Origin of the sequence: Spirabiliibacterium mucosae, assembly GCF_014884965.1 — a bacterium.
In the GTDB taxonomy this organism is placed as follows: Bacteria; Pseudomonadota; Gammaproteobacteria; order Enterobacterales; family Pasteurellaceae; genus Spirabiliibacterium; species Spirabiliibacterium mucosae.
Genome location: NZ_JABTBO010000025.1, coordinates 1 through 26351 on the forward strand (window position 1 = coordinate 1; position 26351 = coordinate 26351).

Consider the following 26351-nt stretch of genomic DNA (forward strand, 5'->3'; position numbering starts at 1 on the left):
TAGCATTTTAGCGGTGGTGACCAGTCACAAGCATAATCTCGCCATTTTGGCATTGGGGATTTACCTTTATTTTATTATTTCCGCCTTTATGCTCGGCTACTTCCGCCCTGCTTTTCGCCAAGAATACCCTGTGATTGCGCTGAATCAAACGCTCTATTACGTGCTGACCAAAAGTGACGACAAGCTCATCTTGGCGCAGTCACTGGCGCATGATAACCGCACTTTTTACCTCACCCCCTGCAACCTCGAACGCGATAACATCTGCCGCTTTTCGATGATCACGGTGGAAGACTAAAAGTGCGGTCAGATATAACCGCACTTTGGTTTATCGAGGGAAAGTGCGGTTAACCGCACTTTGAGATTTAGTTTTCGATCGCGTCTTCTTGCGCGTTGTCTAGCGCGCGCTCAACAGCGCTGACAATGGTCATGTGGACCTCGCTTGACATCAACGAGCGCAAGATGATGTTCAGCTCGCCGACTTTGTCGCTGTTGGCGCTGTCGTCATCGAGGAAGTAGCCGTTTTCTTTCAAGCTGGCGATAAAGGTTGAGAACACCGCTTTGTCAAAAAACTCGGGCGCGTTGATGCCGTGCAGCACCGACAAGCGCTGTGCCACCGATTGGCTTTCGCGCTCAAGGCGGTTGCGTGAGATGTGCGGGTCGGTTTGCAAAAAGTTGAGCGTGATGTAATAGCGCTGCATGATCTCGCGCACGTTGGCCGCCAGCAATTGCAGGCTGCGGATGCGCCGTTTGTTGATGGCCAGCATGGTGTCACGGCGGACGATCAACTCTTGGCGCTCGAGCTCGTCAATCAAGCGCTTAACCAGATCTTCCACTTCATCGGGTTCAAAGTCCAAAAACAGCTCGGCTTTCAAAAACGGATAGAGCTTTTCAATGCCTTTGAGCAGCAAGCCTTGCTGGATGGCTTCGTGGTGAATGATGATAGACGCCACCAACGACGGCATTACGAACAAATGTTTGATATTGTTGCGATAATAGGTCATCAACACGGCTGAGGCGCGCTCAAGGCTGATGATTTCACCAAAATTATCTTTCTCCACCACAATGCCGACTTTATCCAGGCTGAGAACATGCTCGAGCATCTCTTGCGGCGATTCTTGCGGCACAATCACATCTTGGCTGTAGCGCACATTGGTCAGCAATTGTTGGTAGCAGCTCAGTTGCGAGAGAATTTGCTCGCGGGTGAGCGCGCGCTGGCGCGAGGAGAGCAAAATGGTGCCGACCAAATTCATGGCGTTGATGGCCGCGGCGTTATTGATGTTACGCATCACGTTGGTAGCAATGGTGTCGACCACTTGCGGCAGCCAGGTTTTGTTCTCTTCTTGCGCTTGGGCATCTTTCCAATTGGGGTGATGCTCGTTCAAATAGCTGTTTAAGGTGATCGGCTCACCAAAATTAACGTAGCCTTTGCCCATGTTGCGCAGCTTTTTAATCACCCGCAGCACCAACCCTGCGCTTTCTTTTTCTTTCGCCACACCGCGCAGCTCTTTGGCGTAGGTGTCCACCTCTAGCACGTGTTCATAGCCGATATACACCGGCACTAGGCTTATCGGGCGGGTGTGGCCTTCAAGCAGGGCTTGCAATGTCATCGACAGCATGCCGGTTTTCGGCGCCAGCAAGCAGCCTGTACGTGAGCGCCCGCCTTCAATGAAAAACTCCACCGAGTAACCGCGCTGGAACAGTTCAGATAAATATTGGCGAAACACGCTGGAATAAAGGCGATTGCCACTGAATGTACGGCGGATAAAAAACGCGCCCCAGCGGCGAAACCGCCCGCCCACTGGCCAAAAATTGAGGTTGATGCCCGCGGCAATATGCGGTGGAAAGAGCCCTTGGTGATAGAGCACATAGGAGAGCAGCAAATAGTCAATATGGCTGCGGTGGCATGGAATATACACCACCTCGTGGCCTTCAATGGCGAGCTTGCGCACGCGATCGGCGTGTTGCACCTCAATCCCACGATAAAGCTTGTTCCAAAGCCAACCTAAAAAGCGGTCTGCCATGCGCAGGCTTTCATAATTCATATTGGCGGCAATTTCATGCAAAATCGCCTCAGCGTTTTGATAGGCTTTTTGCTCATCGATTTTTTGGTTTTTGCCTCATCGGCAATGGCGCGCTGCACCGCTTCAGACTGCAAAATTTTGCTAAACATCGCCTGGCGGTTTGGCAGCCGCGGGCCGGTTGTTGAAGTGCGCTGCTTGGCAAAGTGAATTTTCGCCACACGGGTGAGTTTGCGCGCAATCTCATCGTCACTGCCTTGCACTTGCACCATATCACGCATCGCCACCGCCGGTGAAAAGCGCACAAAATTATCGCGCCCATACCACAACATCGCCCACACTTTTTGCAGCGGGCCGAAAAAGCGCAGGTGCGCGACCTTTTCTTCATACCCTGGCGCACGCCCCCACAGCACAGAGACAGGCACGATTTGCACGTTGAGATCCGCACTTTCACGTTGCAGCTCAAAATAGCGTGAGAAAAACTCGCGCACGCGGCTGTCTAACTGCTTGGATTTGAAAAAGCGCCGGCCTTTATCTAAAAACACATAGCGCGGCATTTCCACGCCGTTGATCACGTTCATCTCAAGCGGATCAGGCAGCCCAAGTTGTTGGCAATTTTGTTGTAAAATCACCAAATCCGTTTGCGAGGTGTACGGCAGCAGATACACAAACGGGTGCGCCACATCCAGCCCCAGCTCCTCGGCGGGATCGGCTGGGATAGGGCTACTTTTGACTAAAAACGACAACGCAAAACGGATCATTTCGCGATAGAGTGTCAATAACACAGACATAAAATCCATCCAATCAATGAGATGATAACTAAGTGATAATTTTGTTATTTTACTATAAAAATCCCCAATTGGGGATAATTAATCCCCGTGGCGTGAGTTTGTGGCCGTTTTCGTGAGGCAGTGCACACAATTGCACCGCCGTGCAAAAAGGCGTTGCATAATGCGCGCAGCTGTATATAATATCAGTCAAACTGTATAAATAAACAGGATGCGTTATGGCTACAAAATCCCTTACTCCACGCCAGCAGCAAGTCTATGATTTCCTGCGTGAGCACCTTGAATCCACCGGTATGCCGCCAACGCGGATGGAGATTGCCAAAGAGCTTGGCTTTCGCTCCGCCAACTCGGCTGAAGAGCACCTCAAAGCACTCTCGCGCAAGGGGGTGATTGAAATTTTATCGGGCACCTCGCGTGGCATCCGCTTGTTGTTGGAAGACGACAGCGCCCCTGCCGCTAATGAAGATGAAGGCCTGCCACTGGTGGGCCGCGTGGCAGCCGGCGAGCCGATTTTGGCGCAAGAGCACATTGAAAGCACCTACCACGTTGACCCAAGCATGTTCACGCCGCAAGCGCACTTTTTGCTGAAAGTCTACGGCATGTCGATGAAAGATGTCGGCATTATGGACGGTGATATGCTCGCGGTGCACCGCACCAAAGACGTGCGCAACGGGCAAATTGTGGTGGCGCGCATTGACGATGAAGTCACCGTCAAGCGCTTGGAGAAAAAGGGCTCAACGGTTTATCTCCACCCTGAAAACGAGGAGCTCTCCCCGATTGTGGTTGACCTGCGCGAGCAATCGCTCGACATTGAAGGTATTGCCGTTGGCATCATCCGCAATAATGCGTGGATGTAACCCATAAATCGCAACATAAAAAAGCGTGCTTAAGCACGCTTTTTTTACAATTAAAACCCAAAGTGCGGTTAGCGCAACGTGAAATCAATCGGCACAGTGATGGTGCCATTGAGCCCCGCCGGGCGTGGCCCCACGGGCCGGGCGGCATTGACCGCTTGCAGCGCCAATTTATCAAGCTCTGAAAAGCCAGAGGATTTCGCCACGCTGGCACCGGTTATCGCGCCATTAGGCGCTAGGGTAAAGCGGATAATCACCTTGCCTTGCTGGCGCATCATTTTGGCACGCTGAGAATAGCGCTTGTTGCGCTCAATTTCACGGCGCAATTGGCGACGGTAGTCATCAAGCTGCGCGCCCCCTTGGCCAATCACCGCTTGGTTGCTGCTCTTCGCCCCTGCCGCCAAACGCGAATTTGCTTGATTGGGGCTGTTGACCGTGCGCTCGCCACTGACCGCACTTTGCGGTTTTTTGTTCACAGCCTTGGTGATTTTTTTCGGTTTCGGCTCAGGTTTTGGTTTCGGCTTAGGCTTAGGCTTTGGTTTTTCAACCTTTTTTTCCACCTTCGGCTTTTCAACAGGCTTTGGTGCCACTGTTGGGTCAGGCACGTCTTCTTTTGGCTCTTCAACTTGCGCCTCAGGCTCTTCTTCCACCGTTTGCTCTGGCTCAGGCTGAGGTTCAACCACAGGCTCAGGCTGCTTTTGCGCCTCAATCATCGCCATCACCATTTCCATTGAGATGCTGTCGCTCGGCTGCGGCACAGCCACGCCGTTGATGCTTTGGTCGTCGCTTTTCGCCAGCGCCATAATCACCGCCGAGGCCAACGCCGAGTGCAGCAGCAATGAGCCAGAAAAGCCAATTAACGAGCGGCTTTTCATATCATTGCCCTTTTTCTTTCAAGGTCACGATCGCCACGTTTTTGATCTCATATTTGGAGAACAAAGCCGTCACATTCACAAACTGCTGAAACGGCGTGGCGGCGTCCACTTTCAAGGTCACTTTTTGGCTTTTGTCCCATTTGGCAATCTCTTGCTCAAGCTCCGCTTCACTAATCGGCTTGTCGTTAAAATACCATTTGCCGTCATCGGTGATGGTCAGTAATTTCGCCAAATCATCAGCCTTCATGGTCACGTTGTCTCTCGCTTTGGGCACGTTGACTTGAATTTTGCCCTGCGTGATAAACGAGGCCGTCACCAGCACAATCGCCAGCAACACCAGCATAATATCCAAAAACGGGACAATATTGATCTCATCAAATTTCTTCATCCTGCCCCCGCTATTGCTGGCGTTGTTTGGCTTGAGCTTGTAACGCGTGCCATTTCATTTTGTTGACATCCACCTTGCGATTTAGCCCGTTGTAAAACACCATTGATGGGATCGCCACCAAGATCCCAACCGCGGTGGCTTTCAAGGCCAATGACAAATTCACCATAATCGAGGCAGCATCAATGTCGCCACCGGCTTGCCCCATGGTGTAAAAGGTCAGCAAGATCCCAACCACGGTGCCGAGCAGCCCAACATAAGGGGCGTTGGCGCCGATGATCGCAATTGGGGTTAAATTCCGGGTGAGGTCAATTTCTAAATCGTGAATGGTGGCATAATCCGCCACATTGACACTGGCAAAAAAGAGCACGCGCTCAATCACCTTCCACACCATGATAAAACTCATCAAGGCCAAGGTGCCGAGGATGATGTAATCTGTATATTGCTCCAAAAACTCAAACAGTGACTGCATAGTGCCCTCAAATTTTAAATCTTATTGATAATTAATTGCATTATTATAGCAAGACAAATAAAAGGCGCAATGCAAATTGCGCCTTATTGCACACCTAAGTGCGCTTAGAATGTATAGTTGATGTTGAAACGCACATCACGCCCCGCGCCCGGCAAGGTGGCCTGGCCTGCCCGTTGGCTGTGGCTGCGGTAGTTTTTGTTAAACGCATTGTTCAATGCCACATTCACGTTCAGGTTGTCTTTGCCTGTTGGCTGCCAGTTGATGTAAAAATCATTTACACCGTAGCCTGCGCGCTCATTGGTCTGAAGACCGCCACCGCGATTATTGGTGATCGAGTTTGGCGCTTTTTCAACAAAGCGGCCACGCCAGCCAAGCTCAATCGACGGGTGGTTAAATTGATACGCTACGCCGGTTGTCCAGGTGCGGCCTGTTGGCACTGCGGTGCTGACTTGGTCTGCCACTTTTCCTTCCATTTTTGGTTTGCTATAGGCCACACCCGCACGCAGGCGCAAGTTATTCCATTTGTAGGCGGCGTTAATTTCATAACCGTGATTTTTCAACGTGCCACTGTTAAGTAATTTTTTACCAATAACACGATCCTCTTTTTTCACGTCTTGATAGCCTTGCACATCATGGATAGTTTGCCAGAAGTAACTACCGCTTAAGGATAGGGCGTCACTTAAGGCGTAGTTAAAGCCCACTTCCGCATTGCGTGAGCGCTCGGCTTTGACTTTGTCGTCCACCAGCACCAAGGTGCGGCCCGCCAGCGCCATTTCATACATGCGTGGGCTGCGGGTGGCGTAGTTCAAAGTGGTGTTGAAGCTTAATTGCTCATTTGCCTCCCAAATCAGCCCCAGTGACGGGTTCCAGTTGTGCCCGCTGACTTTTTTGCCTGATGAGGTGGTCAAATCAAATTTGTCGTAGCGCAAGCCGGTGGTGATAATCACCGGGTCAAGCGCCCAGATGCCTTCGGCATACACGCCTACATCGGTTTTCGCTTGGTTGGCTTTCGCTTTGCTCAAGGTGGCAGGGCGAGTGTCTTGTTTGCGGTAGTTCACGCCGTATTTGAGCAAATAGTTGTCGCTGAGCACACTTTCTAGGTTGAGGTTGCCACCTTGCACGCGCATTTTACGAGTGCCTGGCAACAGTGCCACATCATCGCTATCTTGCTGTTTGATATCAGTGCGGTACACATTGGCATCCACCGCGCTGATAAAGCCTAAGTTTTTGCCCTGCCAGGCTAAATTAGTGGTGTCTTGAGTGGTCACGCGGTAGCGCGGCATGGTTTTGTTGTCGTTGCTTGGGTCAAGGTCGAGCAAAAAGTCGAACTCTTCACGCAGGCTGCGCACGCCGTAAAACCGCTCTTGACGGTGGCTCAGTGAAAGATGGTTGTCGTCATTGACTTGCACGCCAAATTTAGCCAACAGCGCGCGGGAGTTCAGTGCGCTGTTTTGCACATAGCGGCCTGAGCCGTCTTTGTAGTCACGCTCTTTGATCCAGTTGCCGGCAAACACCGCATCAAATTTGTCATACTGCGCAAAGGCCGCGCCGCCTTTGTTGTAGCCTTGGTTGCTGTGTACGCCATAATTGAGCTTGAAGCCATAAGGTTTGTCGCCTTGCAGCAAATCTTTAGCGTCCACTGTGCGCGCCACAATCGAGCCGCCTGTGGCCCCAATGCCCGCGCTGGCCGCGCCACTGCCTTTGTGTACGCTGACCACTTTCACCAAAGACGGGTCTAGCATAAAGCGCCCTTGGTGGTGGAACAACATGGTGTCGGAATAGCCGTTATCGACTTTCAAATCAATTTGATCTTGCCCAAGGCCGCGGATCGTCAGCCACTGTGAGGTGCCGTTGCCGCCGCCAAAGTTAATCGCTGGCTCCTCTTGCAACGCGCCGCGCAAATCGGTTGCGGTGCTGCGGTTGATGTCTTGCAATGTCACCACGTTGGTTTTGTTTTTCACGCCCTCTTTGTCGCCAATCACGCGGATTTCGTCTAGCGTTTCCGCCTGTGCCAAGGCCGTCAACACCAGCATCGGCACCACGCCGAGCACAAATTTTTGGGTTGTTTTCATCGTTGATTCCTTAGGTTATTGTTTAAAAGATAAGTAAAAAGCAGCATCATCAAAATGATGAGAATAATTATCACTATATTTAACAAAAAATCAACGCTATTGATAATTATTGTTATTATCAATTTAACTTGTTGCCGATTTTGTGATCACGCCCGCAAAAACCGCACTTTGGTTTTTCGCAAATTCCCCTTGCAATTTTTGCCCCACGCGGTATCATCTCGTGCTCGATTAACCCTTGGGTTCCCTAACCCCAATTGAAACTAAAAGGTACAATATGATTTCTGCCAATGCGTTATTCAACACGCAACAAAAGCGCCGTGCGCTCGTTTTATTAAGCCTGTTCCACATTCTTATCATTGCCGCGAGCAACTACCTTGTGCAAATCACCTTTGAGGTGAAGGTGCCGTTTTCCAACTTCACCTTTGACAGCACATGGGGCACGCTGACGTTCCCGTTTATCTTCCTCGCCACCGATTTGACTGTGCGCGTGTTTGGCGCGCGTGAGGCGCGCTGGATCATTTTTATGGTGATGATCCCCGCACTGTTCATCAGCTATATTGTGTCAACCTTGTTTGTCGATCAGCAATACCAAGGCCTGGCTGCGCTGGCGGAATTTAACCTGTTTGTTTTCCGTATCGCCTTTGCCAGCTTTGCCGCCTATGTGTTTGGCCAGTTGTTGGATGTGTTGGTGTTCAACCGCCTGCGCAAGCTGAAAACCTGGTGGATTGCGCCAAGCTGCTCAATGGTGTTTGGCAGCGCGTTTGATACTTTGCTGTTTTTCAGCATCGCGTTTTATCAAAGCAGCGACCCGTTCATGGCGGAAAACTGGTTTGCCATCGGTTTGGTGGATTATCTGTTCAAGCTCTTCATCGGCTTGCTCTTTTTTGTGCCGACTTATGGCGTGGTGTTGAACTTTATCCTGCGCAAGCTGCAAGCGCTGACCGAGCGCACCGAGTTGGCGGTGAGCTAAGCACCCAACGCATAAAACCAAAACCGCACTTTTGCTCAAAGTGCGGTTTTTTGTTTAACGCAAGAAGTCAGGGATGGTTTTTTCGTAATCAGCGATGGCCTGCTCGTGCTGGAGCGTTAGGCCGATGTTGTCCAGTCCGTTGATTAAGCAGTGTTTACGAAATGGGTCAAGCTCAAAATCATAAACCGCCTCCCCTGCGCGCACTTGCTGGTGCTCAAGGTCAACGGTGATGGGCTGGCCTGGGTTGGCGTGCACCCAGTTGAAGAGGGCATCGACCGCACTTTCACTTAAGCGAATCGGCAGCAGGTGGTTGTTGAGGCTGTTGGAGTAGAAAATATCGGCAAAACTCGGCGCAATCATCACCTTGATGCCATAATCCGCCAGCGCCCACGGCGCGTGCTCACGCGACGAGCCACAGCCAAAATTCTCCCGTGCGAGCAAAATGCTCGCCCCTTGATATTGCGGAAAGTTGAGCACAAATTGCGGGTTCGGCTGGCGGCCTTGCTCATCGAGGTAGCGCCATTCGTGGAACAAATGCTTGCCAAAGCCCACGCGGGTGACCGCTTGCAAAAATTGCTTTGGGATGATGGCATCGGTGTCGACATTGGCGGCATCGAGTGGCACCACAAGCCCTGTGTGTTGTTTAAACCCTGCCATGTTAAGCCTCCTCAAGTGTGCGAATGTCGGTGAATTTGCCAAACACCGCGGCGGCGGCGGCCATCGCGGGGCTGACAAGGTGGGTGCGCCCATTGCGCCCTTGGCGGCTTTCAAAATTGCGGTTGCTGGTCGACGCGCAGCGCTCCCACTCGCCAAGGCGGTCGTCGTTCATCGCCAAGCACATCGAGCAGCCCGGCAAGCGCCATTCAAAGCCCGCGTCGATAAAGATTTTATCCAAGCCTTCACGCTCCGCCTGCGCGCGCACCAAGCCTGAGCCGGGCACCACCAGCGCTTGCACGCCACGGGCGACTCTGCGCCCTTTGGCCACGGCAGCGGCAGCGCGCAAATCTTCAATCCGCGAGTTGGTGCACGAGCCGATAAAGACTTTATCCACCGCCACATCACAAAGTGCGGTGTCAGGCACCAGCCCCATGTATTCCAGCGCCTTTTGCGCCGATTGCCGCGCGATCGGGTCGGCCATGGCGGCCGGGTCAGGCACACATTGGTCGATGGCAATCACCTGGCCTGGGTTGGTGCCCCAAGTCACTTGTGGCGCAATCTCGGCAGCTTCCAGCACCACTTCGGTGTCGAACTGGGCGTCGTCATCGCTTTTCAGCGTTTTCCAGTACGCTACTGCACGCTCCCACATCTCGCCTTTCGGCGCAAAAGGGCGGCCTTTGAGGTAGGCAAAGGTGGTTTCATCGGGGGCGATCAAGCCTGCTTTGGCGCCCATTTCAATCGCCATATTGCACACTGTCATGCGCCCTTCCATCGAGAGATCGCGGATCGCTTCGCCGCAAAATTCCACCACATGGCCAGTGCCGCCTGCCATGGTGGTTTTGCCGATGATCGCCAAAATAATGTCTTTCGCCGTGATGCCTGAGCGCACTTTGCCGCGCACTTCAATTTTCATCGTCTTAGCGCGCGCTTGTTTTAAGGTTTGCGTGGCGAGCACGTGCTCAACCTCCGAGGTGCCGATGCCAAAGGCCAGCGCACCAAAGGCGCCGTGGGTGGCGGTGTGCGAGTCGCCACACACAATCGTCATGCCCGGCAGCGTCAAACCCTGCTCAGGCCCCACCACATGCACAATGCCTTGCTTTTCATTTTGCAAATCATAAAGGGAAATGGCGTTCGCTTGGCAATTTTTGTCCAGCTCTTGCACCTGAATGCGCGCCTGCTCGCCACAAGCGGCAGGGTCACGGCTTTGGGTGGAGATGCTGTGATCCATCGTGGCGAACGTTTTTTCAGGCGAGCGCACCTTGCGCCCGGCCACGCGCAGGCCATCAAACGCTTGCGGACTGGTCACCTCATGCATCAAATGGCGGTTGATGTACAAAATCGGCGTCTCCCCTGCCACCTCACGCACCACATGGGCATCAAATAATTTTTCGTATAATGTTTTTGCCATAATTATCACCCACTAAATTTTGATAAAAATTGAATTAACTGCATACCATGCAACATTGGCCGCTAGAAACCACATAAAAAGTGCAACACCAGTATCAAAAATCACCCACGCTTTGCGGTTTTGGAACAGTTTTAACGCAAAGCGTGAAAAATAAGCTATGCTGAAAAACCATACCGCTGAGGCCATCCATGCGCCCGTGATAAACTGCCACTTGCCTAGTTGATCGAGCTGAGCGGCAACCCCACCGACAACCACAACGGTATCTAAATAAACGTGCGGGTTTAGCATCGTGATCGCCAATGCCGCCGCAATCGATGATCCAACTGACGAGCGCTGTTGTTTAAGGCTGAAATCGTGCTGATAATCACCCTTGCGCGCGGTTTTCCATGCCTGCCAACCACACCAACATAAAAATGCAACCGCCAAACAAGAAATCACCAATGTCACCCAAGGATTAATTGTCGCCACGGCTCCCACAAAGAAAACGCCCACAAACATCAGCAACACATCACATAAAAAACACACAAAGGCGATCACCATCGCATTATTGCGAACAATGCCGTTTTTGATCACAAATACGTTCTGCGCGCCAATGGCCATGATCATGCTACCCGATAGCAATAAACCGTAGATGAAGTTTTCCATTCTGCGTTATGCCTACTTAATCACCTTTTATCGCTGATGCAATCAAATCCCCCATTTCACGGGTGGAAATGGCTTGGCTTTGGTCGCTGAGGTCGGCGGTGCGGTGGCCTTGGGCGAGCACGGTTTTGACCGCACTTTCAATCTCATCGGCGGCTTTGTCGAGTGCGAAGCTGTAGCGCAGCATCATCGCAGCGGAGAGGATTTGCGCAATCGGGTTGGCAATGCCGCGCCCTGCAATATCTGGCGCGGAGCCGCCCGCGGGTTCATAAAGCCCAAAGCCTTTTTCGTTAAGGCTGGCAGACGGCAGCATGCCCATGGAGCCTGTGATCATCGCGCATTCATCGGAGATGATATCGCCAAACATATTTGAGCAGAGCAACACATCAAAAAAGTGCGGTTGCTTAATCAGCTGCATGGTGGCGTTGTCGATGTAGAGGTGATCGAGCGTGACATCGGGGTAGTCTTTCGCCACCTCGCACACCACCTCACGCCACAGCACGGAGCTGGTGAGCACGTTGGCTTTGTCGATGGAAGTCACGTGCTTACGGCGCTTGCGCGCGCTATCAAAGGCGATGCGGGCGATGCGCTCAATTTCAAAACGGTGATAAATCTCGGTGTCGAACGCATATTCGTTCGCGCCCTCGCCGTCGCGGCCTTTGGGCTGACCAAAGTAAATGCCGCCTGTCAGCTCACGCACGCACACAATGTCAAACCCCGTGGCGGCGATGTCGGCACGCAGTGGGCAGAATTGTTCTAACCCACGGTACAACGTGGCGGGGCGCAGGTTGCAAAAAAGCCCAAAATGCTTGCGCAGTGGCAGCAAGGCGCCGCGCTCAGGCTGCTCGGCTGGCGGCAAGTGCTCCCATTTTGGCCCGCCAACAGAGCCAAACAACACCGCTTGCGCCTGCTCGCAGCCGTCAATGGTCGCCTGTGGCAAGGCACAGCCGTGGCTGTCGATCGCCACACCGCCCACATCATAATGGCGGAGGTTGAACCGCACTTGGTGTTTTTGCGCCACCGCACTTAACACCTTTTCTGCCTCGTGCATAATTTCAGGGCCGATGCCGTCGCCGGGTAATACTGCAATGTTAAATTCGTTCATTATACTGTCTCCAAATGGGCTTTTTTACCTTTAAAATCTGCCACTTTTTGCGCCATGTAGATGGCGTTGATGGCGTGAATCAATGCGCGCGCGGAGGCCTCGACAATGTCTGTGGCCAGCCCCACGCCGTGAAAGCGCCGCGCGCTGTGCTCCACCACAATGTCCACCTGCCCAAGCGCGTCTTTGCCCTCGCCTTTGGCGCTGAGCTTGTAGTTGACCACATTCAAATCCAGCCCCGTGATGCGCTGCAAGCAGTTGTAAACCGCATCCACCGCGCCATTGCCGGTTGCCGCATCAAGGTGCACCTTGTCGTCCAAACGCACCCGCACCGAGGCGGTGGCCGGCAGGTGGCTGACCGATTGCACCGAGATGGAATCGAGCTGCAGGCGGTCGCCCTCGCCTTGTTGCATGTCGATAAACGCCAGCGCTTCTAAGTCGTAGTCAAACACTTGCCCTTTTTTGTCCGCCAGCGCCAAAAAGGCGGTGTAGAGTTTGCCCAAATCGTAATCTTGCTCGCCGTAGCCCATCTCTTGCATATGGCTTTTCACCGCCGCGCGGCCTGAACGCGCAGTTAAGTTCAATTTTTCTTTTTTCAGCCCAATGCTTTCCGGCGAGAGGATTTCATAAGTGTTGGCATTCTTCAGCATGCCATCTTGGTGAATGCCTGAGGAGTGGGCGAACGCGTTGCTGCCCACGATCGCTTTGTTGGGCTGGATTGGCATATTGCACATTTGGCTAACCATTTGGCTGACGCGATAAATTTCTTTGGTGTTGATATTGGTATCGACTTTAAACAGATCGTGGCGGGTTTTCAGCGCCATCACCACCTCTTCTAACGAGCAATTGCCCGCGCGCTCGCCAATGCCGTTGATGGTGCACTCAATTTGGCGCGCGCCTTGTTGCACCGCACTTAATGAATTGGCGGTGGCCATGCCGAGATCGTTATGGCAGTGCACGGAGATGATCGCTTTGTCGATATTCGGCACGCGGTTCATCACCTGGTGGATAATCTCGCCAAACTGGTTTGGCACGGTGTAGCCCACGGTGTCGGGGATGTTGATGGTGGTGGCGCCTGCATCAATCGCCGCTTCAACGATGCGGCAGATGTTGTCGATGCCCGTGCGGCCGGCGTCCTCGCAGGAGAACTCAACATCATCAGTGTAGTTGCGTGCGCGTTTGACCGCACTTTGCGCCATCGCGACCACGTCGTCAAAGCTGCGTTTGAGTTTGGCCTCCACATGCAACGCGGAGGTGGCAATAAAGGTGTGAATACGAAACTGCTCTGCCACGCGCAGCGCCTCAAAGGCGGCGTCGATGTCTTTGTCCACCGCGCGGGCCAAGGCGGCCACGCGGGCGTTTTTGATGTTTTGCGCAATGGTTTGCACCGAGTTGAAATCCCCCGCGGATGACACCGGGAAGCCCACTTCCATCACGTCCACGCCTAAACGCTCGAGTGCGAAGGCAATTTGCAATTTTTCTTTCACCGTGAGGCTGGCACTGAGCGCCTGCTCGCCGTCACGCAACGTTGTGTCAAAAATAATCACTTTATCGCCCATGTTCACTCCTTTGGCTATCAACAGTTATAAAAAAACCCGCAACAAGTGCGGGTTGTGTGGGCAAAAATTATGCTTTATCCACGCTCAAACCGCACATCACAGATGCGCAAGAGAGCGAGAAGTAGAGAAGAAACTTGGAATATAAACATAATCAAACCACGTAAAAAGGTAAAAAGTAAAAACTCAATGTCGGGGTTAATAATACGCGCACAATCACTAAAGTCAAGGCTAAAAACAGGATTTTTGTCTGAAATATTTATTTATCACGTTAAAATATTAGCTATTTATGCTGATAATAAAAATAATCAAGAGATATTATATTATTTAAAACCAAAACAGTAGCACATCTCACCCAGGCAGCGCGGGTGAACTAGCAGATCCTGCTTTTGATTAAAAATGTGATTTCTATTTGTTTTTATGCCCGCAATCAGGGAAAATAGCCCCATTTGAAACACTAAAAGTGAAGATTATGTCTGAAAAAGCCTATCCAGAGCAGGTCAACAAACGCCGCACCTTTGCGATCATCTCCCACCCCGATGCAGGGAAAACCACCATCACCGAAAAAGTGTTGCTTTATGGGCAAGCGATTCAAACCGCGGGCACTGTGAAAGGCCGCGGCAACGCCCAGCACGCCAAATCAGACTGGATGGAGATGGAAAAACAACGTGGGATTTCAATCACCACCTCGGTGATGCAATTCCCGTATAACGGCTGCTTGGTGAACTTGCTCGACACCCCAGGGCATGAGGACTTTTCAGAAGATACCTACCGCACGTTGACCGCAGTGGACAGCTGCTTGATGGTGATTGACTCGGCCAAAGGGGTTGAGGAGCGCACCATTAAATTGATGGAAGTCACCCGCTTGCGCGACACGCCGATTTTGACCTTTATGAACAAGCTCGACCGCGACATTCGTGACCCGATGGAGCTGCTTGATGAGGTGGAAAGCGTGTTGAAAATTCACTGTGCGCCAATCACCTGGCCAATTGGCTGCGGCAAATTGTTCAAGGGCGTTTATCACCTCTACAACGATGAAACCTACCTCTACCAAAGCGGCCAAGGCCACACCATTCAAGAGGTGCGCGTGATCAAGGGGCTGGATAACCCAGAACTGGAAAGTGCGGTCGGCGAGGATCTGGCCCAGCAATTGCGCGACGAGCTCGAGCTGGTGCAAGGCGCGTCTAACCCATTTGATTTAGAACTCTTTTTAAGCGGCGAGTTGACGCCGGTGTTCTTCGGCACCGCGCTGGGCAACTTTGGCGTCGATCATATGCTCTCAGGTCTCACCGAATGGGCACCCACCCCGCAGCCGCGGCAAAGCGATGTGCGCGAGGTCAGCCCATTTGAAGACAAGCTCACCGGCTTTGTGTTCAAAATTCAAGCGAATATGGACCCCAAACACCGCGACCGCGTGGCCTTTATGCGTGTGGTGTCAGGCAAATATGAAAAGGGCATGAAGTTCCACCACGTGCGCATTGGCAAAGACATTGTGATTTCTGACGCGCTGACCTTTATGGCAGGCGATCGCGCCCACGCTGACACCGCCTTTGCCGGCGACATCATCGGGCTGCACAACCACGGCACCATTCAAATTGGCGACACCTTCACCCAAGGCGAGGCGCTGAAATTCAGCGGCATCCCAAACTTTGCGCCAGAATTGTTCCGCCGCATTCGCTTGAAAGATCCACTCAAACAAAAACAACTGCTCAAAGGCTTGGTGCAGCTCTCAGAAGAGGGCGCGGTGCAAGTCTTCCGCCCGCTGATTAATAACGATTTGATTGTTGGCGCGGTGGGTGTGTTGCAGTTTGATGTGGTGGTTGCCCGGCTGAAAAGTGAATACAACGTGGAGGCCATTTATGAGCCGGTGAATGTCACCACCGCGCGCTGGGTTGAATGCCCCGATGAGAAAAAGTTTGACGAATTTAAGCGCAAAAATGAGCAACATCTCGCGCTCGACGGCAGCGATCATTTGACGTATATCGCGCCGACGATGGTGAATTTGAACCTCACCCAAGAGCGCTACCCTGATGTGGCCTTTTTCAAAACAAAAGAGCATTAATCCCAAAACGCGCCGCCAGTAAAAGTGCGGTTGGAGATGACTTAAATCAAAAACTGTAAAATATGATACATTTTTTGTACAACGTTATGTTATAGTCTCGTTGCAAAGATGCAATAAATTTTTTACGATGTAGCTTATTGTGAACGAACACGACTGACAAGTGGATGGATTATGCAAACGCCAAAAATATTAATTGTTGAAGATGAAGCAGTAACCCGTAACACCTTGAAAAGCATTTTTGAAGCTGAAGGTTACCTTGTTTTCGAAGCAGCGGACGGCAACAAAATGCATGCCATTTTAAACGATCACACCATCGATTTAGTGATTATGGACATCAATTTGCCAGGCAAAAATGGCTTGATGCTCGCCCGTGAGCTGCGTGAAAACGCCGACACCGCGTTGATGTTTTTAACCGGGCGCGACAACGAGGTGGACAAAATCCTCGGCCTTGAAATTGGCGCCGATGATTACATCACCAAGCCATTCAACCCACGCGAGCTGGCCATTCGTGCGCGCAATTTGCTGCAACGCACCATGGGCGACAAAGAGGGCTTCAATGCCGAGCATGTGGAGTCTTACCGCTTTAATGGCTGGACGTTGGATCTCAACAGCCGCACGCTGATTTCACCTAATGGTGAGGCCAGCAAGCTGCCGCGCAGTGAGTTCCGCGCGCTGCTGCACTTTTGCGAAAATCCGGGCAAAATTCAAACTCGCGAAGATTTGCTGAAAAAAATGACCGGCCGTGAGCTCAAACCGCACGATCGCACCGTGGATGTCACCATCCGCCGCATTCGCAAACATTTTGAAAGCTGCCCTGACACCCCTGAAATCATCGCCACCATTCACGGCGAGGGCTATCGCTTTTGCGGTGAGTTTGAATAACCGCACTTTGCTTTTTTCAGGCACAAAAAACCACCCGCGGGTGGTTTTTAATCAAGTGCGGTTATTTTTCAGTTTCAACACCACAGTTTCACCCACAACGGCTTGGCCGGCGGATTTTTCCATGCTGGTGATTTCATCCATGTTGGAGATCACAACCGGTGTTAGCACCGATTTTGCTTTTTCTTCCAGTAAAGCGAGGTCGAATTCAATCACGGTGTCGCCTTTTTTCACTTCTTGGCCTTCTTCGGCAATGCGAGTGAAGCCTTCACCTTTGAGCTCAACGGTGTCGATACCAAAGTGAACAAAAAGCTCTACGCCTTCTTTGGATTCCATTGAGAACGCGTGATTGGTTTCAAAGATTTTACCAATAACACCATCAATTGGGGCAACGATTTTGTTGCCAGTTGGGCGAATCGCGATGCCGTCACCGACGATTTTTTCTGAAAACACAACATCTGGTACGTCTTCAATGTTGACAATTTCACCTGACAGCGGGGCATAGATCTCCACCTCTGCGCCTTTATTGTCTTTTGAACCAAAAAGTTTGTCGAATAAACCCATCTTTGCTCTCCTGTTTTAATTCAAATCGGTAGTATATTACCCGAATTTTCGGCGTTTGTATCTAGTTTAGGCCATTTTCTGTTAAAAAGTCCGCAATTTTCGCCTCAATATCCGCCGCGGTTGGCTGCTCGAGCACCTCTGCGGCGAGACGTTGCGCGTCTTCATAGTTGACGTTGCGAATCAATTTTTTAATCCGTGGGACAGAAATCGCACTCATACTAAATTCATCCAAGCCCATGCCAAGCAGCAACAGTGTCGCGCGCTCGTCGCCGGCGAGCTCACCGCACATGCCTGTCCATTTGCCTTCGGCGTGGGAGGCATCAATCACTTGTTTAATCAAATTCAACACCGACGGTGTCATTGGATTATACAAGTGCGAAATCAGCTCATTGCCGCGGTCCACCGCCAAGGTGTATTGGGTCAAATCGTTGGTGCCGATGCTGAAGAAATCCACCTCTTTGGCCAAAAAGCGTGCATTGACCGCCGCCGATGGCGTTTCGACCATCACGCCCACTTGAATGTTTTCATCAAAGGCTTTGCCCTCGTTGCGCAGCTCTTGTTTCAGCTCAGCCAACACCGCTTTGAGGGTGCGGATTTCTTCGACTGAAATCACCATCGGGAACATCACCGCCAGCTTACCAAAAGCTGAGGCACGCAGCACCGCGCGCAATTGCGCGTTGAGGATTTCGCGTTTGTCCAGTGCGATACGAATCGCACGCCAGCCCAAGAACGGGTTCATCTCTTTTGGCAGGTTCAAATACGGCAGATCTTTATCACCGCCGATGTCCATGGTGCGCAGCACCACCAAGCGGCCGTCCATCGCCTCCACCACATCTTTGTAGGCTTTGAACTGCTCTTCTTCCGTTGGCAGCTGGTCGCGGTCCATAAACAAAAATTCTGTGCGATACAGCCCCACACCTTCTGCGCCGTTGCGTTGCGCGCCATCCACATCACGAATGGTGCCGATGTTGGCGCACGCCTCCACGCGGCGGCCGTCTAAGGTCACCGCTGGCAAATCTTTGAGTTTATCCAGCTCGGCTTTTTCCGCCGCGAGGGTTTGTTGCAAGGTTTTGATTTTTTTCCAACTCTTTGGTGTTTGGATTGATCAACACGCGGTTGTTTTGGGCGTCCAATACGAGCATATCGCCATTTTTGATCCGCCGTGTGGCCACGTTGGTGCCCACAATGGCTGGCAGCTCAAGGGAGCGGGCCATAATCGAGGTGTGCGAGGTGCGCCCGCCGATGTCGGTGACAAAGCCGAGCACTTTATCCAAATTGAGCTGAGCGGTTTCAGACGGGGTGAGGTCATTGGCGACCAAAATCACCTCGTCTTTGATTTCGCCTAAATCCACAATCGTCATGCCCAAAATATTTTTCAGCAAACGGTTGCCGATGTCGCGAATGTCACCCGCGCGCTCTTTGAGGTATTCATCATCAATCTCAGAGAGCATCGCCACTTGTTGGTCAATCACGGTGCTGGCGGCCATATCGGCGGTCACCAGCTCATCTTTAATAAAGGCGACGATTTCTTCTTCCAGCTCTTCGTCTTCGAGGATCATCAAATGACCGTCGAAAATCGCTCCCTTTTCTTCGCCCAAGGTGCGCGTGGCTTTTTCTTTAATCGCCTCAAGTTGCTCAACCGCTTTGGCGCGGCCATCATAAAAGCGTTTCACTTCGCTTTCAACTTGCGACGCGGTGATAGGCTTGGTGTTAAGCACAATGTCTTCTTCTTTTAATACCAATGCCTTACCAAACACAATACCTGGAGATGCTGGGATACCTGAAATCATAATCCGCCCTTATTGTAGGAGTTAATCACAAACCAAACCGCTATTGAAAAGTGCGGTTATTCCAATGTTGGGATCAAAGCCACCAAATGCTCAACGGCTTTTTCTTCGTCTGCGCCTTCTGCACTGATGGTGATGGTGGTGCCTTGCACCAAGCCTAATGTTTGCAATTTGAACAAGCTTTTCGCGCTGGCGCTTTTGCCGTTTGAGGTCACTTCAATTTTAGATTCAAAGGCTTTGGCCTCTTTCACAAATTGAGCCGCTGGGCGAGTGTGTAAACCGTTTGGAGCTGTGATTGTAACGTCTTTAGAATACATAGCATTTCCTTTTTCGATGGTTGAAATTCGCTCAAGCAACTTTTCAAGCCTGCCAAAGCGCCGTTTACAATTTGTTCATAATTATTTTACTTATAAAATAATTATTTTTAATAAGTATCACCATTCTCTGGCAAGAATCAAGCGGCAAACTTTCGAAATATGATTTACTGCACAGTTTTTAAATCAAAAAGTTCAAAAATTAACCACTTAAACCGCACTTTGCTGGATTATCCACCAGCGTAACCGCACTTTTGCCCCACAATCTGTGTGAACGTGATGTTAAAAATCAAACGCCTAATCCGCCGTGACAAAATGGCGCTGGGCTTTATTTTCCGACAGCGCCGTGATTAAGCGGTGATAATTGTCATAGCGCTCACGGCTGATTTCCCCACGCTCCACCGCCGCACGAATGGCGCATTGCGGGTCGTCAAGGTGGGTGCAGTCACGGAACTTGCAGCCGCCTAAAAACGGCTGAAATTCGCGGTAGCCCTTGGTGATCGCCGCCACATCCAAGTGCCACACACCAAATTCGCGAATGCCAGGCGAGTCAATCACCTCGCCGCCGTGTTCAAGGCGCAGCAAGCGCGACACCGTGGTGGTGTGCTGGCCGAGGCGGGAGGTTTCACTCACCTCGCCGGTGCCAAGATCTAAACTGGCGTCAACCGCGTTGAGCAGGCTGGATTTGCCCACCCCCGACTGCCCCACCAAAATCGAGCAGCCCGCGTGCAGCAAGGCGGCAAACGCATCAATCCCTTCCCCGCTCTCGCTGGAGACAAACAGCACCTGATAGCCAATGTCGCGATAGATGGCAAACTGCGCCTCAAGCGCACGCCGGCGCGCGGCATCGGCGAGGTCAATTTTATTGAGCACCAAAATTGGCTCAAAGCCGATGTTTTCACAAATCACGATGTAGCGGTCAATGATATTGGTGGAAAAATCCGGCAGCAGCGCAGAGACGACAAAAATGCGGTCAATATTGGCGGCAATCGGCTTGATGCCGTCGTAATAATCCGGGCGCGAGAGCACGTTCTGCCGCGGCTGCACCGCTTCAATCACGCCGCTGATGCCTTGCAGCTGCTCGTGGCCTTCACGCCAGAGCACGTTGTCGCCCACCACCAAGCTTGGGATGGTGCGCCGCACATTGCAGCGAAACACCGCCCCGTGCGCGTCTTCCACGTCGGCATGCACCGAATAGCGGGAAATCACACGCCCTTGGCGCATCTCGCCGAGCATCGCCTCTTGCCACTCCACGTCTTTGTGCTGGCGCCCACGGTGGGCGCTGAGTGCGCGCTGATGGTTCGATTTAATGCGTCGTTTTTGATTTTGGGTTAACTTTTTTTTGCCCAACGGAGCCTCTCTTGCGTGATTTTCAGGTACAATACGCTATATTTTAATCAGGATAGAGTGACTATGCCAACAGATAAACACAATCTTATTTGGATTGACCTTGAAATGACAGGCCTTGAGCCAGAAACTGACCGCATTATTGAAATTGCCACCATTGTGACCGACAAAGATCTCAACATTTTAGCCGAGGGCCCTGTGCTGGCGGTGCATCAAAGTGATGAGGTGCTCGCGGGCATGAATGCGTGGTGTGTCAAAACCCACAGCGCCAATGGTTTGATTGAGCGTGTGCGCCAAAGCAAGCTCACCGAGCGCGCCGCCGAGCTGCAAACGTTGGATTTTTTGAAGCAGTGGGTGGGCAAAAACTGTTCGCCGATTTGTGGCAACAGTGTGGCGCAAGACAAGCGTTTTTTGTTTAAGTATATGCCTGAGCTGGCCGATTATTTTCATTATCGTTATTTGGATGTCAGCACGCTCAAGGAGCTGGCCGCGCGCTGGAAGCCGGAGATTTTAAGCGGTTTTAGTAAGCAAAATACGCATTTGGCGCTGGATGATATCCGTGAGTCTATTGCGGAACTGGCCTATTATCGTGAGAAGTTGTTTGATCTTGAGGCGAAATAGGCGCGAGTGTGCAATTCTCAACCGCACTTTGGTTTAAATTTCAGCAATTAAATTTTTGGTGTGAATTTTCGCTTGCAAGGTGTGGAGAATTTTGTATAATGCACCTCGTTAACAAGTTAACACGATGCGGGAATAGCTCAGTTGGTAGAGCACAACCTTGCCATGGTTGGGGTCGCGAGTTCGAGTCTCGTTTCCCGCTCCAAAAAAAACACACTTTCGGGTGTGTATTTTTTTGTCTAAAATTCACCCCACCGCACTTTTTTTTATTACTCCGTTATCACGTTTTTTCTTGCTCTCTTTGATAACTCCGTCATCGCTATCTTTTCCGCCTGCGGCGGGTGCCCTTTTTTCTGCCATCACTCCGTCATCGCGCTACGGTTTCGCCGTTGGCGACTTCCTTTCTTTGCTTGTCCAAAGAAAGGAAGCAAAGAAACGACATTTTGCCCCTGTCCATAAGATATTCGCTTAGCGCCAAATTGCTACTCGCTGAAGGATCACACCCTCCCTCGCCTAGCACTTTAGGCACCCGCTCAACATCTTATTCCGGGGGCGGGGGTGGATCTCTGAATTTTGTTTTCTGAAAAGGCAAAGTGCGGTTTTGCGATCTAAGCGACCGCACTTTGATGTTTAAGACACGGAGCGTTGTAGTTCGATCCGCCATTTTTCGCGCGGAAATGGAGCGGTTGGGTAAATTTCAAGGAAGCATTTGAGCGCCTGCATCAAATGCGACGTAGAAATTCCCAACAAGCGAGATTTCCTTAAAAATGGCAACGCCGTTTCTTTTCCCGATTTCTTTGGGCGAGCAAAGAAATCGGGTCGCCAACGGCGAAACCGTAGCGCCATGACGGAGTCATGAAAGAGAAAAGTGCGGTCGCCGCCGCAGGCGGAACTGCGATAGTCATGACGGAGTCATGAAAGAAAATAGATCACCAAAAAAAAGAGATGACGGAGTTATCAAAACAAAAGTGCGGTTACAATCAAACCCTAACGCGACTGCTCATAAAGCGCCATCGCCTGCGGCAACAAACGCTCCAAATTCGCCTGCCGCGCCGCATTGGTTGGATGCGTTGACAAAATACTCTCAATCGTATTGCCCGAGCCACCCGTGGCTTGACTCATCTTCTCCCACAAATGCGGCGCCGCTTGCGGATTAAAGCCCGCCTTGGCCATCAACATCAGCCCCACCTCATCGGCCTCCGTCTCATTACTGCGCGAAAACGGCTTATTCAACCCATATTCCTGCGTCAACCCAATCACCGGGCGAAAATCCACCCCCGTGACCGCCGCCACCGCCACCGAGCTAATCTCCGCCAAAATGCCCGTTGCCATGTTAAAATTCACACTCTGCTTGCCGTGCTCCTTCAACGCATGCGCCATCTCATGGCCCATCACGGTGGCAATCTCATTGTCGTTGAGCTGCAGGCGGTCAACCAGGCCTGTGTAAAACATCATCTTGCCGCCCGGCATCGCCCACGCGTTGAGCTCATTGTTTTTCATCACCGTGATTTCCCACGCAAACGGCACGCCGGTTTCGTTTTCCTTCTCGGCAACAGGTTTGAGGCGGGCAAACACACGGTGAATGCGCTTGGCGGTGGCGGAGCTGGTGTCTACCATGCCTTGCGCGCGCATTTTTGACACCGCTTGGGTGTAGCTGCTCGCGGCTTCTTGGTTCACGCTGCGCGTGTCGGCACAGCCTGTGATGATGCCCAACGCCAGCGCTGCGGCCAGCCAAAATGATTTTGTCATAACACCCCCGATTTGCATAAAAAAACCGCACTTTGTGCATAAAGTGCGGTTCATTTTACTTAACTTTAAACGAGATTGCTATTTTTTTGCCGCGCGTTCAAAGGAGGTACGGATTTCTTCGCGCGCAGCGTCCACGCCTTCCCAGCCGTCGACTTTAACCCATTTGCCTTTTTCAAGCGCTTTGTAGTTTTCAAAAAAGTGCTGGATTTGGCCTTTGAGCAGTTCTGGCACATCGTTGATGTCTTTGATGTGGTCGTATTCTTTGCTCAATTTGGTGTGTGGCACAGCGATGAGTTTGGCGTCTTCGCCGCTTTCATCGGTCATTTTCAACACACCCACTGGGCGACAGCGGATCACCGAGCCTGGCAGCAGTGGATACGGGGTTGGCACCAACACGTCCACTGGGTCGCCGTCAAGCGAGAGGGTGTTGTTGATGTAGCCGTAGTTGGCTGGGTAAAACATCGCGGTGCCCATGAAACGGTCAACGAAAATCGCGCCGGTTTCTTTGTCCACTTCGTATTTGATTGGGTCTGCATTGGCAGGGATTTCAATCACAACATAGATGTCATCTGGCAGTTCTTTGCCAGCTGGAACGTTTTTTAAGCCCATAATATTTCCTTTTTTGTTTGCTCAATGGGGCGATTATGCCCCAATTGGTGAATTTTGTCGAGTGACCGCACTTTACGCTTTCGGCAATTTGCCCACCAGCTCCACCGCCGCGCCGATGTAGCGCTCTGGCGTGAGCGTTTTAAGCCGCGCTTTTTCCGCCTCAGGGATGGCAAGCGTTTCGATAAACTGCTGCATCGCGGCTTTGTCCACGCGTTTGCCACGGGTTAGCTCTTTGAGTTTTTCATACGGTTTTTCAATGCCGTAGCGGCGCATCACGGTTTGGATCGGCTCGGCGAGCACCTCCCAGTTGTGGTCAAGCTCGTCACGCAGGTGCGCTTCGTTGACCTCAAGCTTGCTGATGCCTTTGCGTGTGGCGGCGTAGGCAATCAAGCAATAGCCCAAACCTACACCGAGGTTGCGCAGCACGGTGGAGTCGGTCAAATCCCGCTGCCAGCGAGAGACAGGCAGTTTGGCGCCCAAGTGCGCCATCACGGCGTTGGCCAGGCCAAGGTTGCCTTCGGAGTTTTCAAAGTCGATGGGGTTGACTTTGTGCGGCATGGTGCTCGAGCCAATTTCGCCGGCGATGGTGCGTTGCTTGAAGTGGTTGAGTGCAATATAGCCCCACATATCGCGGTCAAAGTCGATCACAATGGTGTTAAAGCGCGCCACGCAGTCAAACAGCTCGGCGATGTAGTCATGGGGCTCAATTTGCGTGGTGTACGGGTTCCACGTGATGCCTAAGCTTTCCACAAAGCGTTGGCTAAAGGCGTGCCAGTCGAGCTCAGGGTAGGCGCTCAAGTGCGCGTTGTAGTTGCCCACCGCGCCGTTGATTTTGCCTAAAATCTCACAATTTTGCAGCTGCTTAAGCTGGCGTTGGAGGCGGTAGGCCACGTTTGCCATCTCTTTGCCCACGGTGCTTGGGCTGGCCGGTTGGCCGTGGGTGCGCGAGAGCAGCGGGATGGCTTTGTATTGCTCAGCCAAGTGTTGCACATCCGCCAAGATTGCCTGCCATGCGGGGGTCAAAATCTCCTCTTTGGCCGCTTTGAGCATCAACGCGTGGGAGAGGTTGTTGATGTCTTCAGAGGTGCAGGCAAAGTGGATGAACTCACTCACCGCCGCCAGCTCAGGCACAACCGCACTTTGCTCTTTCAAAAAATATTCCACCGCTTTAACATCGTGGTTGGTGGTTTTTTCAATCGCTTTGATGCGCTCGGCGTCTGTCAGCGAGAAGTTGGCCACCAGATCATCTAAAAAGGCATTGGCCTTGTTGCTCAAGGCGGGCACTTCAGGGATTTGCGCGCATTGCGAGAGCGCTTGCAGCCAGCGCACTTCCACGGTGACGCGGTTTTTCAGCAAGCCAAATTCGCTGAAAATGCCGCGCAGTTGTTGGGTTTTGTCGCCATAGCGCCCGTCGATGGGTGAAAGTGCGGTCAAAGGGGTGAGTTGCATAGTCTGTCCTTATTCAATGGAAGCAAGAAGTTGTTGTGCGGTTTGGTAATAGGCCTTGCGGGCAAAAAAGAGCTTGAGTCGCGAGCCGCCCAGCTGGCGCCACAGCACGCTTGAGCGCATGCCACACAGCAGCACGCTGCGAATGCGGTGATGAATGGCGATTTGTTGCAGATATAGCGGCGCGCCTTTCACTTGAATTTTCGCGCCCAAGGGGCTGATGACATCGACATACACACTCGCCACGCTGGCCAAGAATTGGTCGTCGAGCAGCTCAAGGTGCTGATGTTGGCGCGCGAGGTTGCCAATGCGCACGCCCAGCTCGCGATTGGCGTCGGCATTTTTGTTGAGCTTGGCCTCGAGCACCAGCAGGCTCATCCAATAGCGGCCGATGTCGGCGTCAAACTGCCCTTGCGCGCCGCCAAATTGCTCGAGCAAGGTGGTCAGCCCCAGTTTGAGATTGGCCAGATCACCGCCGTAAACATCGAGCGTGTCGCGAGGGGCGGTGTTGAGCAGGCTTTTTAAGCAGGTTTTCATGGCCTGCTCGTCGGCCACGCCTTGGTGAGAAAGTTGATGCACCAATTTGGCGCTTTGGCACACGCCAGCCAGTGCTATTGTCAAATCATGATATGCGTTCGCCATTGCGAAGTAATCCTACTTGTGTGTTTTGAGCAATATACCACCAAATCGCCGTTTGATAAAGCCAGCGCTAGCGCAAGTCTTTGACGTAATAGTTCAGCTCGCGCCAGTGGTACCAACCGCACTTTTGCCAAAATTGATTGCCGACGGCATTGTTAGCAAACACTAACAAGCGCGCCATGGTGACGTTTTTCGCGCGCAGCTCGCGCTCCAAGCGTGCCAGCAGCGCCTGCCCCACGCCTTGGCGCTGGTGACTTTGCGCCACCGCCATGTGATAAAGCGTGGCGCGCCGGCCATCAAAGCCGCACAGCAGCACGCCGATGATGGTGCTGCCATCAAGGGCGACAAAATTCAAATCGGGGTTATGCGCCAAAAAGCGCGCAATGCCCTCGCGGCTGTCGTCTTGCTCGCTCATGCCCATGCCAGGGGTGGCCGCCCAAAGTGCGGTCACCGCGTCATAATCCGTCAAGCGCATGGCGCGCAGTATAATGCCCATCAGCCCAACCGCTGCTCGATAATGCCGCCACCAAGGCACACA

22 protein-coding genes, 1 tRNA gene and 3 pseudogenes are annotated in these 26351 nt (G+C 52.1%); 7 read left to right on the top strand and 19 right to left on the bottom strand.

Annotation, left to right across the window (positions count from 1 at the left end; genetic code table 11):
- Window positions 1-295 (top strand): annotated as a pseudogene (locus HPC37_RS08985) (hypothetical protein); the annotation flags it as partial.
- A gap of 67 nt (window positions 296-362) precedes the next feature.
- Here the strand turns inward: HPC37_RS08985 and plsB are convergent.
- A pseudogene (gene plsB, locus HPC37_RS08990) lies at window positions 363-2809 on the bottom strand (glycerol-3-phosphate 1-O-acyltransferase PlsB).
- Between the two features lie 215 nt (window positions 2810-3024).
- On the opposite strand from plsB, the gene lexA reads away from it, so the two are divergent.
- Window positions 3025-3663 carry a transcriptional repressor LexA gene (gene lexA, locus HPC37_RS08995; protein ID WP_208122804.1) on the top strand — a complete coding sequence of 213 codons (639 nt, stop codon included), beginning with the start codon at window positions 3025-3027 and terminating at the stop codon, window positions 3661-3663.
- A gap of 68 nt (window positions 3664-3731) precedes the next feature.
- Here the strand turns inward: lexA and HPC37_RS09000 are convergent, their stop codons facing one another.
- From HPC37_RS09000 to HPC37_RS09015, 4 genes are all read right to left on the bottom strand, one after another.
- Window positions 3732-4535, bottom strand: a complete 804-nt coding sequence (locus HPC37_RS09000; protein WP_208122805.1) for an energy transducer TonB family protein — start codon at window positions 4533-4535, stop codon at window positions 3732-3734.
- Between the two features lies 1 nt (window position 4536).
- Window positions 4537-4923 (bottom strand): TonB system transport protein ExbD, encoded by a 387-nt coding sequence (gene exbD, locus HPC37_RS09005; RefSeq protein WP_208122806.1) that lies wholly within the window; start codon window positions 4921-4923, stop codon window positions 4537-4539.
- 10 nt (window positions 4924-4933) lie between these two features.
- Window positions 4934-5392: a TonB-system energizer ExbB gene (exbB, locus tag HPC37_RS09010; protein WP_208122807.1), complete on the bottom strand. Its 459-nt coding sequence runs from the start codon at window positions 5390-5392 to the stop codon at window positions 4934-4936.
- A gap of 104 nt (window positions 5393-5496) precedes the next feature.
- Window positions 5497-7464 carry a TonB-dependent receptor plug domain-containing protein gene (locus tag HPC37_RS09015; protein WP_208122808.1) on the bottom strand — a complete coding sequence of 656 codons (1968 nt, stop codon included), beginning with the start codon at window positions 7462-7464 and terminating at the stop codon, window positions 5497-5499.
- 274 nt (window positions 7465-7738) lie between these two features.
- Between HPC37_RS09015 and HPC37_RS09020 the strand changes: the two genes are divergently transcribed.
- Window positions 7739-8434: a 7-cyano-7-deazaguanine/7-aminomethyl-7-deazaguanine transporter gene (locus tag HPC37_RS09020; RefSeq protein WP_208122809.1), complete on the top strand. Its 696-nt coding sequence runs from the start codon at window positions 7739-7741 to the stop codon at window positions 8432-8434.
- A gap of 54 nt (window positions 8435-8488) precedes the next feature.
- Here the strand turns inward: HPC37_RS09020 and leuD are convergent, their stop codons facing one another.
- From leuD to leuA, 5 genes are read right to left on the bottom strand one after another with little or no spacing between them, the layout of a single operon-like run.
- Entirely contained in the window at window positions 8489-9091 is a 603-nt protein-coding gene (gene leuD, locus HPC37_RS09025; RefSeq protein ID WP_208122810.1) for a 3-isopropylmalate dehydratase small subunit, read from the bottom strand.
- Window position 9092: 1 nt separating this feature from the next.
- Entirely contained in the window at window positions 9093-10499 is a 1407-nt protein-coding gene (gene leuC, locus HPC37_RS09030; RefSeq protein ID WP_208122811.1) for a 3-isopropylmalate dehydratase large subunit, read from the bottom strand.
- Window positions 10500-10511: 12 nt separating this feature from the next.
- A complete protein-coding gene (locus HPC37_RS09035) occupies window positions 10512-11144 on the bottom strand; it encodes a LysE/ArgO family amino acid transporter (RefSeq protein WP_208122812.1) in 633 nt (210 codons plus the stop codon).
- 16 nt (window positions 11145-11160) lie between these two features.
- Entirely contained in the window at window positions 11161-12246 is a 1086-nt protein-coding gene (leuB, locus tag HPC37_RS09040; protein WP_208122813.1) for a 3-isopropylmalate dehydrogenase, read from the bottom strand.
- Complete coding sequence (leuA, locus tag HPC37_RS09045; RefSeq protein ID WP_208122814.1) at window positions 12246-13802, bottom strand: 2-isopropylmalate synthase; 1557 nt, start codon at window positions 13800-13802, stop codon at window positions 12246-12248. The genes leuB and leuA overlap by 1 nt, the downstream gene beginning before the upstream one ends.
- A 469-nt stretch (window positions 13803-14271) precedes the next feature.
- Between leuA and prfC the strand changes: the two genes are divergently transcribed.
- Window positions 14272-15861, top strand: coding sequence for a peptide chain release factor 3 (gene prfC / locus HPC37_RS09050; protein WP_208122815.1), 1590 nt, complete (start codon window positions 14272-14274; stop codon window positions 15859-15861).
- 171 nt (window positions 15862-16032) lie between these two features.
- Window positions 16033-16743 (top strand): two-component system response regulator ArcA, encoded by a 711-nt coding sequence (gene arcA / locus HPC37_RS09055; RefSeq protein ID WP_208122816.1) that lies wholly within the window; start codon window positions 16033-16035, stop codon window positions 16741-16743.
- A 51-nt stretch (window positions 16744-16794) separates the two neighbouring features.
- Here arcA and crr read toward each other — a convergent pair whose 3' ends face one another.
- The 4 genes and pseudogenes from crr to rsgA form a co-directional block, all read right to left on the bottom strand.
- The gene (gene crr / locus HPC37_RS09060) at window positions 16795-17304 is read right to left on the bottom strand and encodes a PTS glucose transporter subunit IIA (protein WP_208122817.1); all 510 of its coding nucleotides are present in this window, start codon (window positions 17302-17304) and stop codon (window positions 16795-16797) included.
- A 61-nt stretch (window positions 17305-17365) separates the two neighbouring features.
- A pseudogene (gene ptsI, locus HPC37_RS09065) lies at window positions 17366-19094 on the bottom strand (phosphoenolpyruvate-protein phosphotransferase PtsI).
- A 56-nt stretch (window positions 19095-19150) separates the two neighbouring features.
- The gene (gene ptsH, locus HPC37_RS09070; RefSeq protein ID WP_208117484.1) at window positions 19151-19408 is read right to left on the bottom strand and encodes a phosphocarrier protein Hpr; all 258 of its coding nucleotides are present in this window, start codon (window positions 19406-19408) and stop codon (window positions 19151-19153) included.
- Between the two features lie 294 nt (window positions 19409-19702).
- Window positions 19703-20755 (bottom strand): small ribosomal subunit biogenesis GTPase RsgA, encoded by a 1053-nt coding sequence (gene rsgA, locus HPC37_RS09075; protein WP_208122818.1) that lies wholly within the window; start codon window positions 20753-20755, stop codon window positions 19703-19705.
- 63 nt (window positions 20756-20818) lie between these two features.
- Between rsgA and orn the strand changes: the two genes are divergently transcribed.
- The gene (gene orn, locus HPC37_RS09080) at window positions 20819-21373 is read left to right on the top strand and encodes an oligoribonuclease (RefSeq protein WP_208122819.1); all 555 of its coding nucleotides are present in this window, start codon (window positions 20819-20821) and stop codon (window positions 21371-21373) included.
- A gap of 126 nt (window positions 21374-21499) precedes the next feature.
- Window positions 21500-21575: transfer RNA gene (locus HPC37_RS09085), tRNA-Gly, on the top strand.
- Between the two features lie 782 nt (window positions 21576-22357).
- Here HPC37_RS09085 and HPC37_RS09090 read toward each other — a convergent pair.
- The 5 genes from HPC37_RS09090 to HPC37_RS09110 all read right to left on the bottom strand — a co-directional run.
- Window positions 22358-23119 carry a M48 family metallopeptidase gene (locus HPC37_RS09090; RefSeq protein WP_208122820.1) on the bottom strand — a complete coding sequence of 254 codons (762 nt, stop codon included), beginning with the start codon at window positions 23117-23119 and terminating at the stop codon, window positions 22358-22360.
- 78 nt (window positions 23120-23197) lie between these two features.
- Window positions 23198-23728, bottom strand: a complete 531-nt coding sequence (gene ppa, locus HPC37_RS09095) for an inorganic diphosphatase (protein ID WP_208119929.1) — start codon at window positions 23726-23728, stop codon at window positions 23198-23200.
- Window positions 23729-23800: 72 nt separating this feature from the next.
- Window positions 23801-25177, bottom strand: a complete 1377-nt coding sequence (purB, locus tag HPC37_RS09100) for an adenylosuccinate lyase (protein WP_208122821.1) — start codon at window positions 25175-25177, stop codon at window positions 23801-23803.
- Window positions 25178-25186: 9 nt separating this feature from the next.
- On the bottom strand, window positions 25187-25816 hold the full coding sequence (gene hflD / locus HPC37_RS09105) for a high frequency lysogenization protein HflD (protein ID WP_208122822.1): 630 nt from the start codon (window positions 25814-25816) through the stop codon (window positions 25187-25189).
- Between the two features lie 67 nt (window positions 25817-25883).
- On the bottom strand, window positions 25884-26351 hold a 468-nt coding region (locus HPC37_RS09110; protein WP_208122823.1), incomplete at its 5' end, for a GNAT family N-acetyltransferase.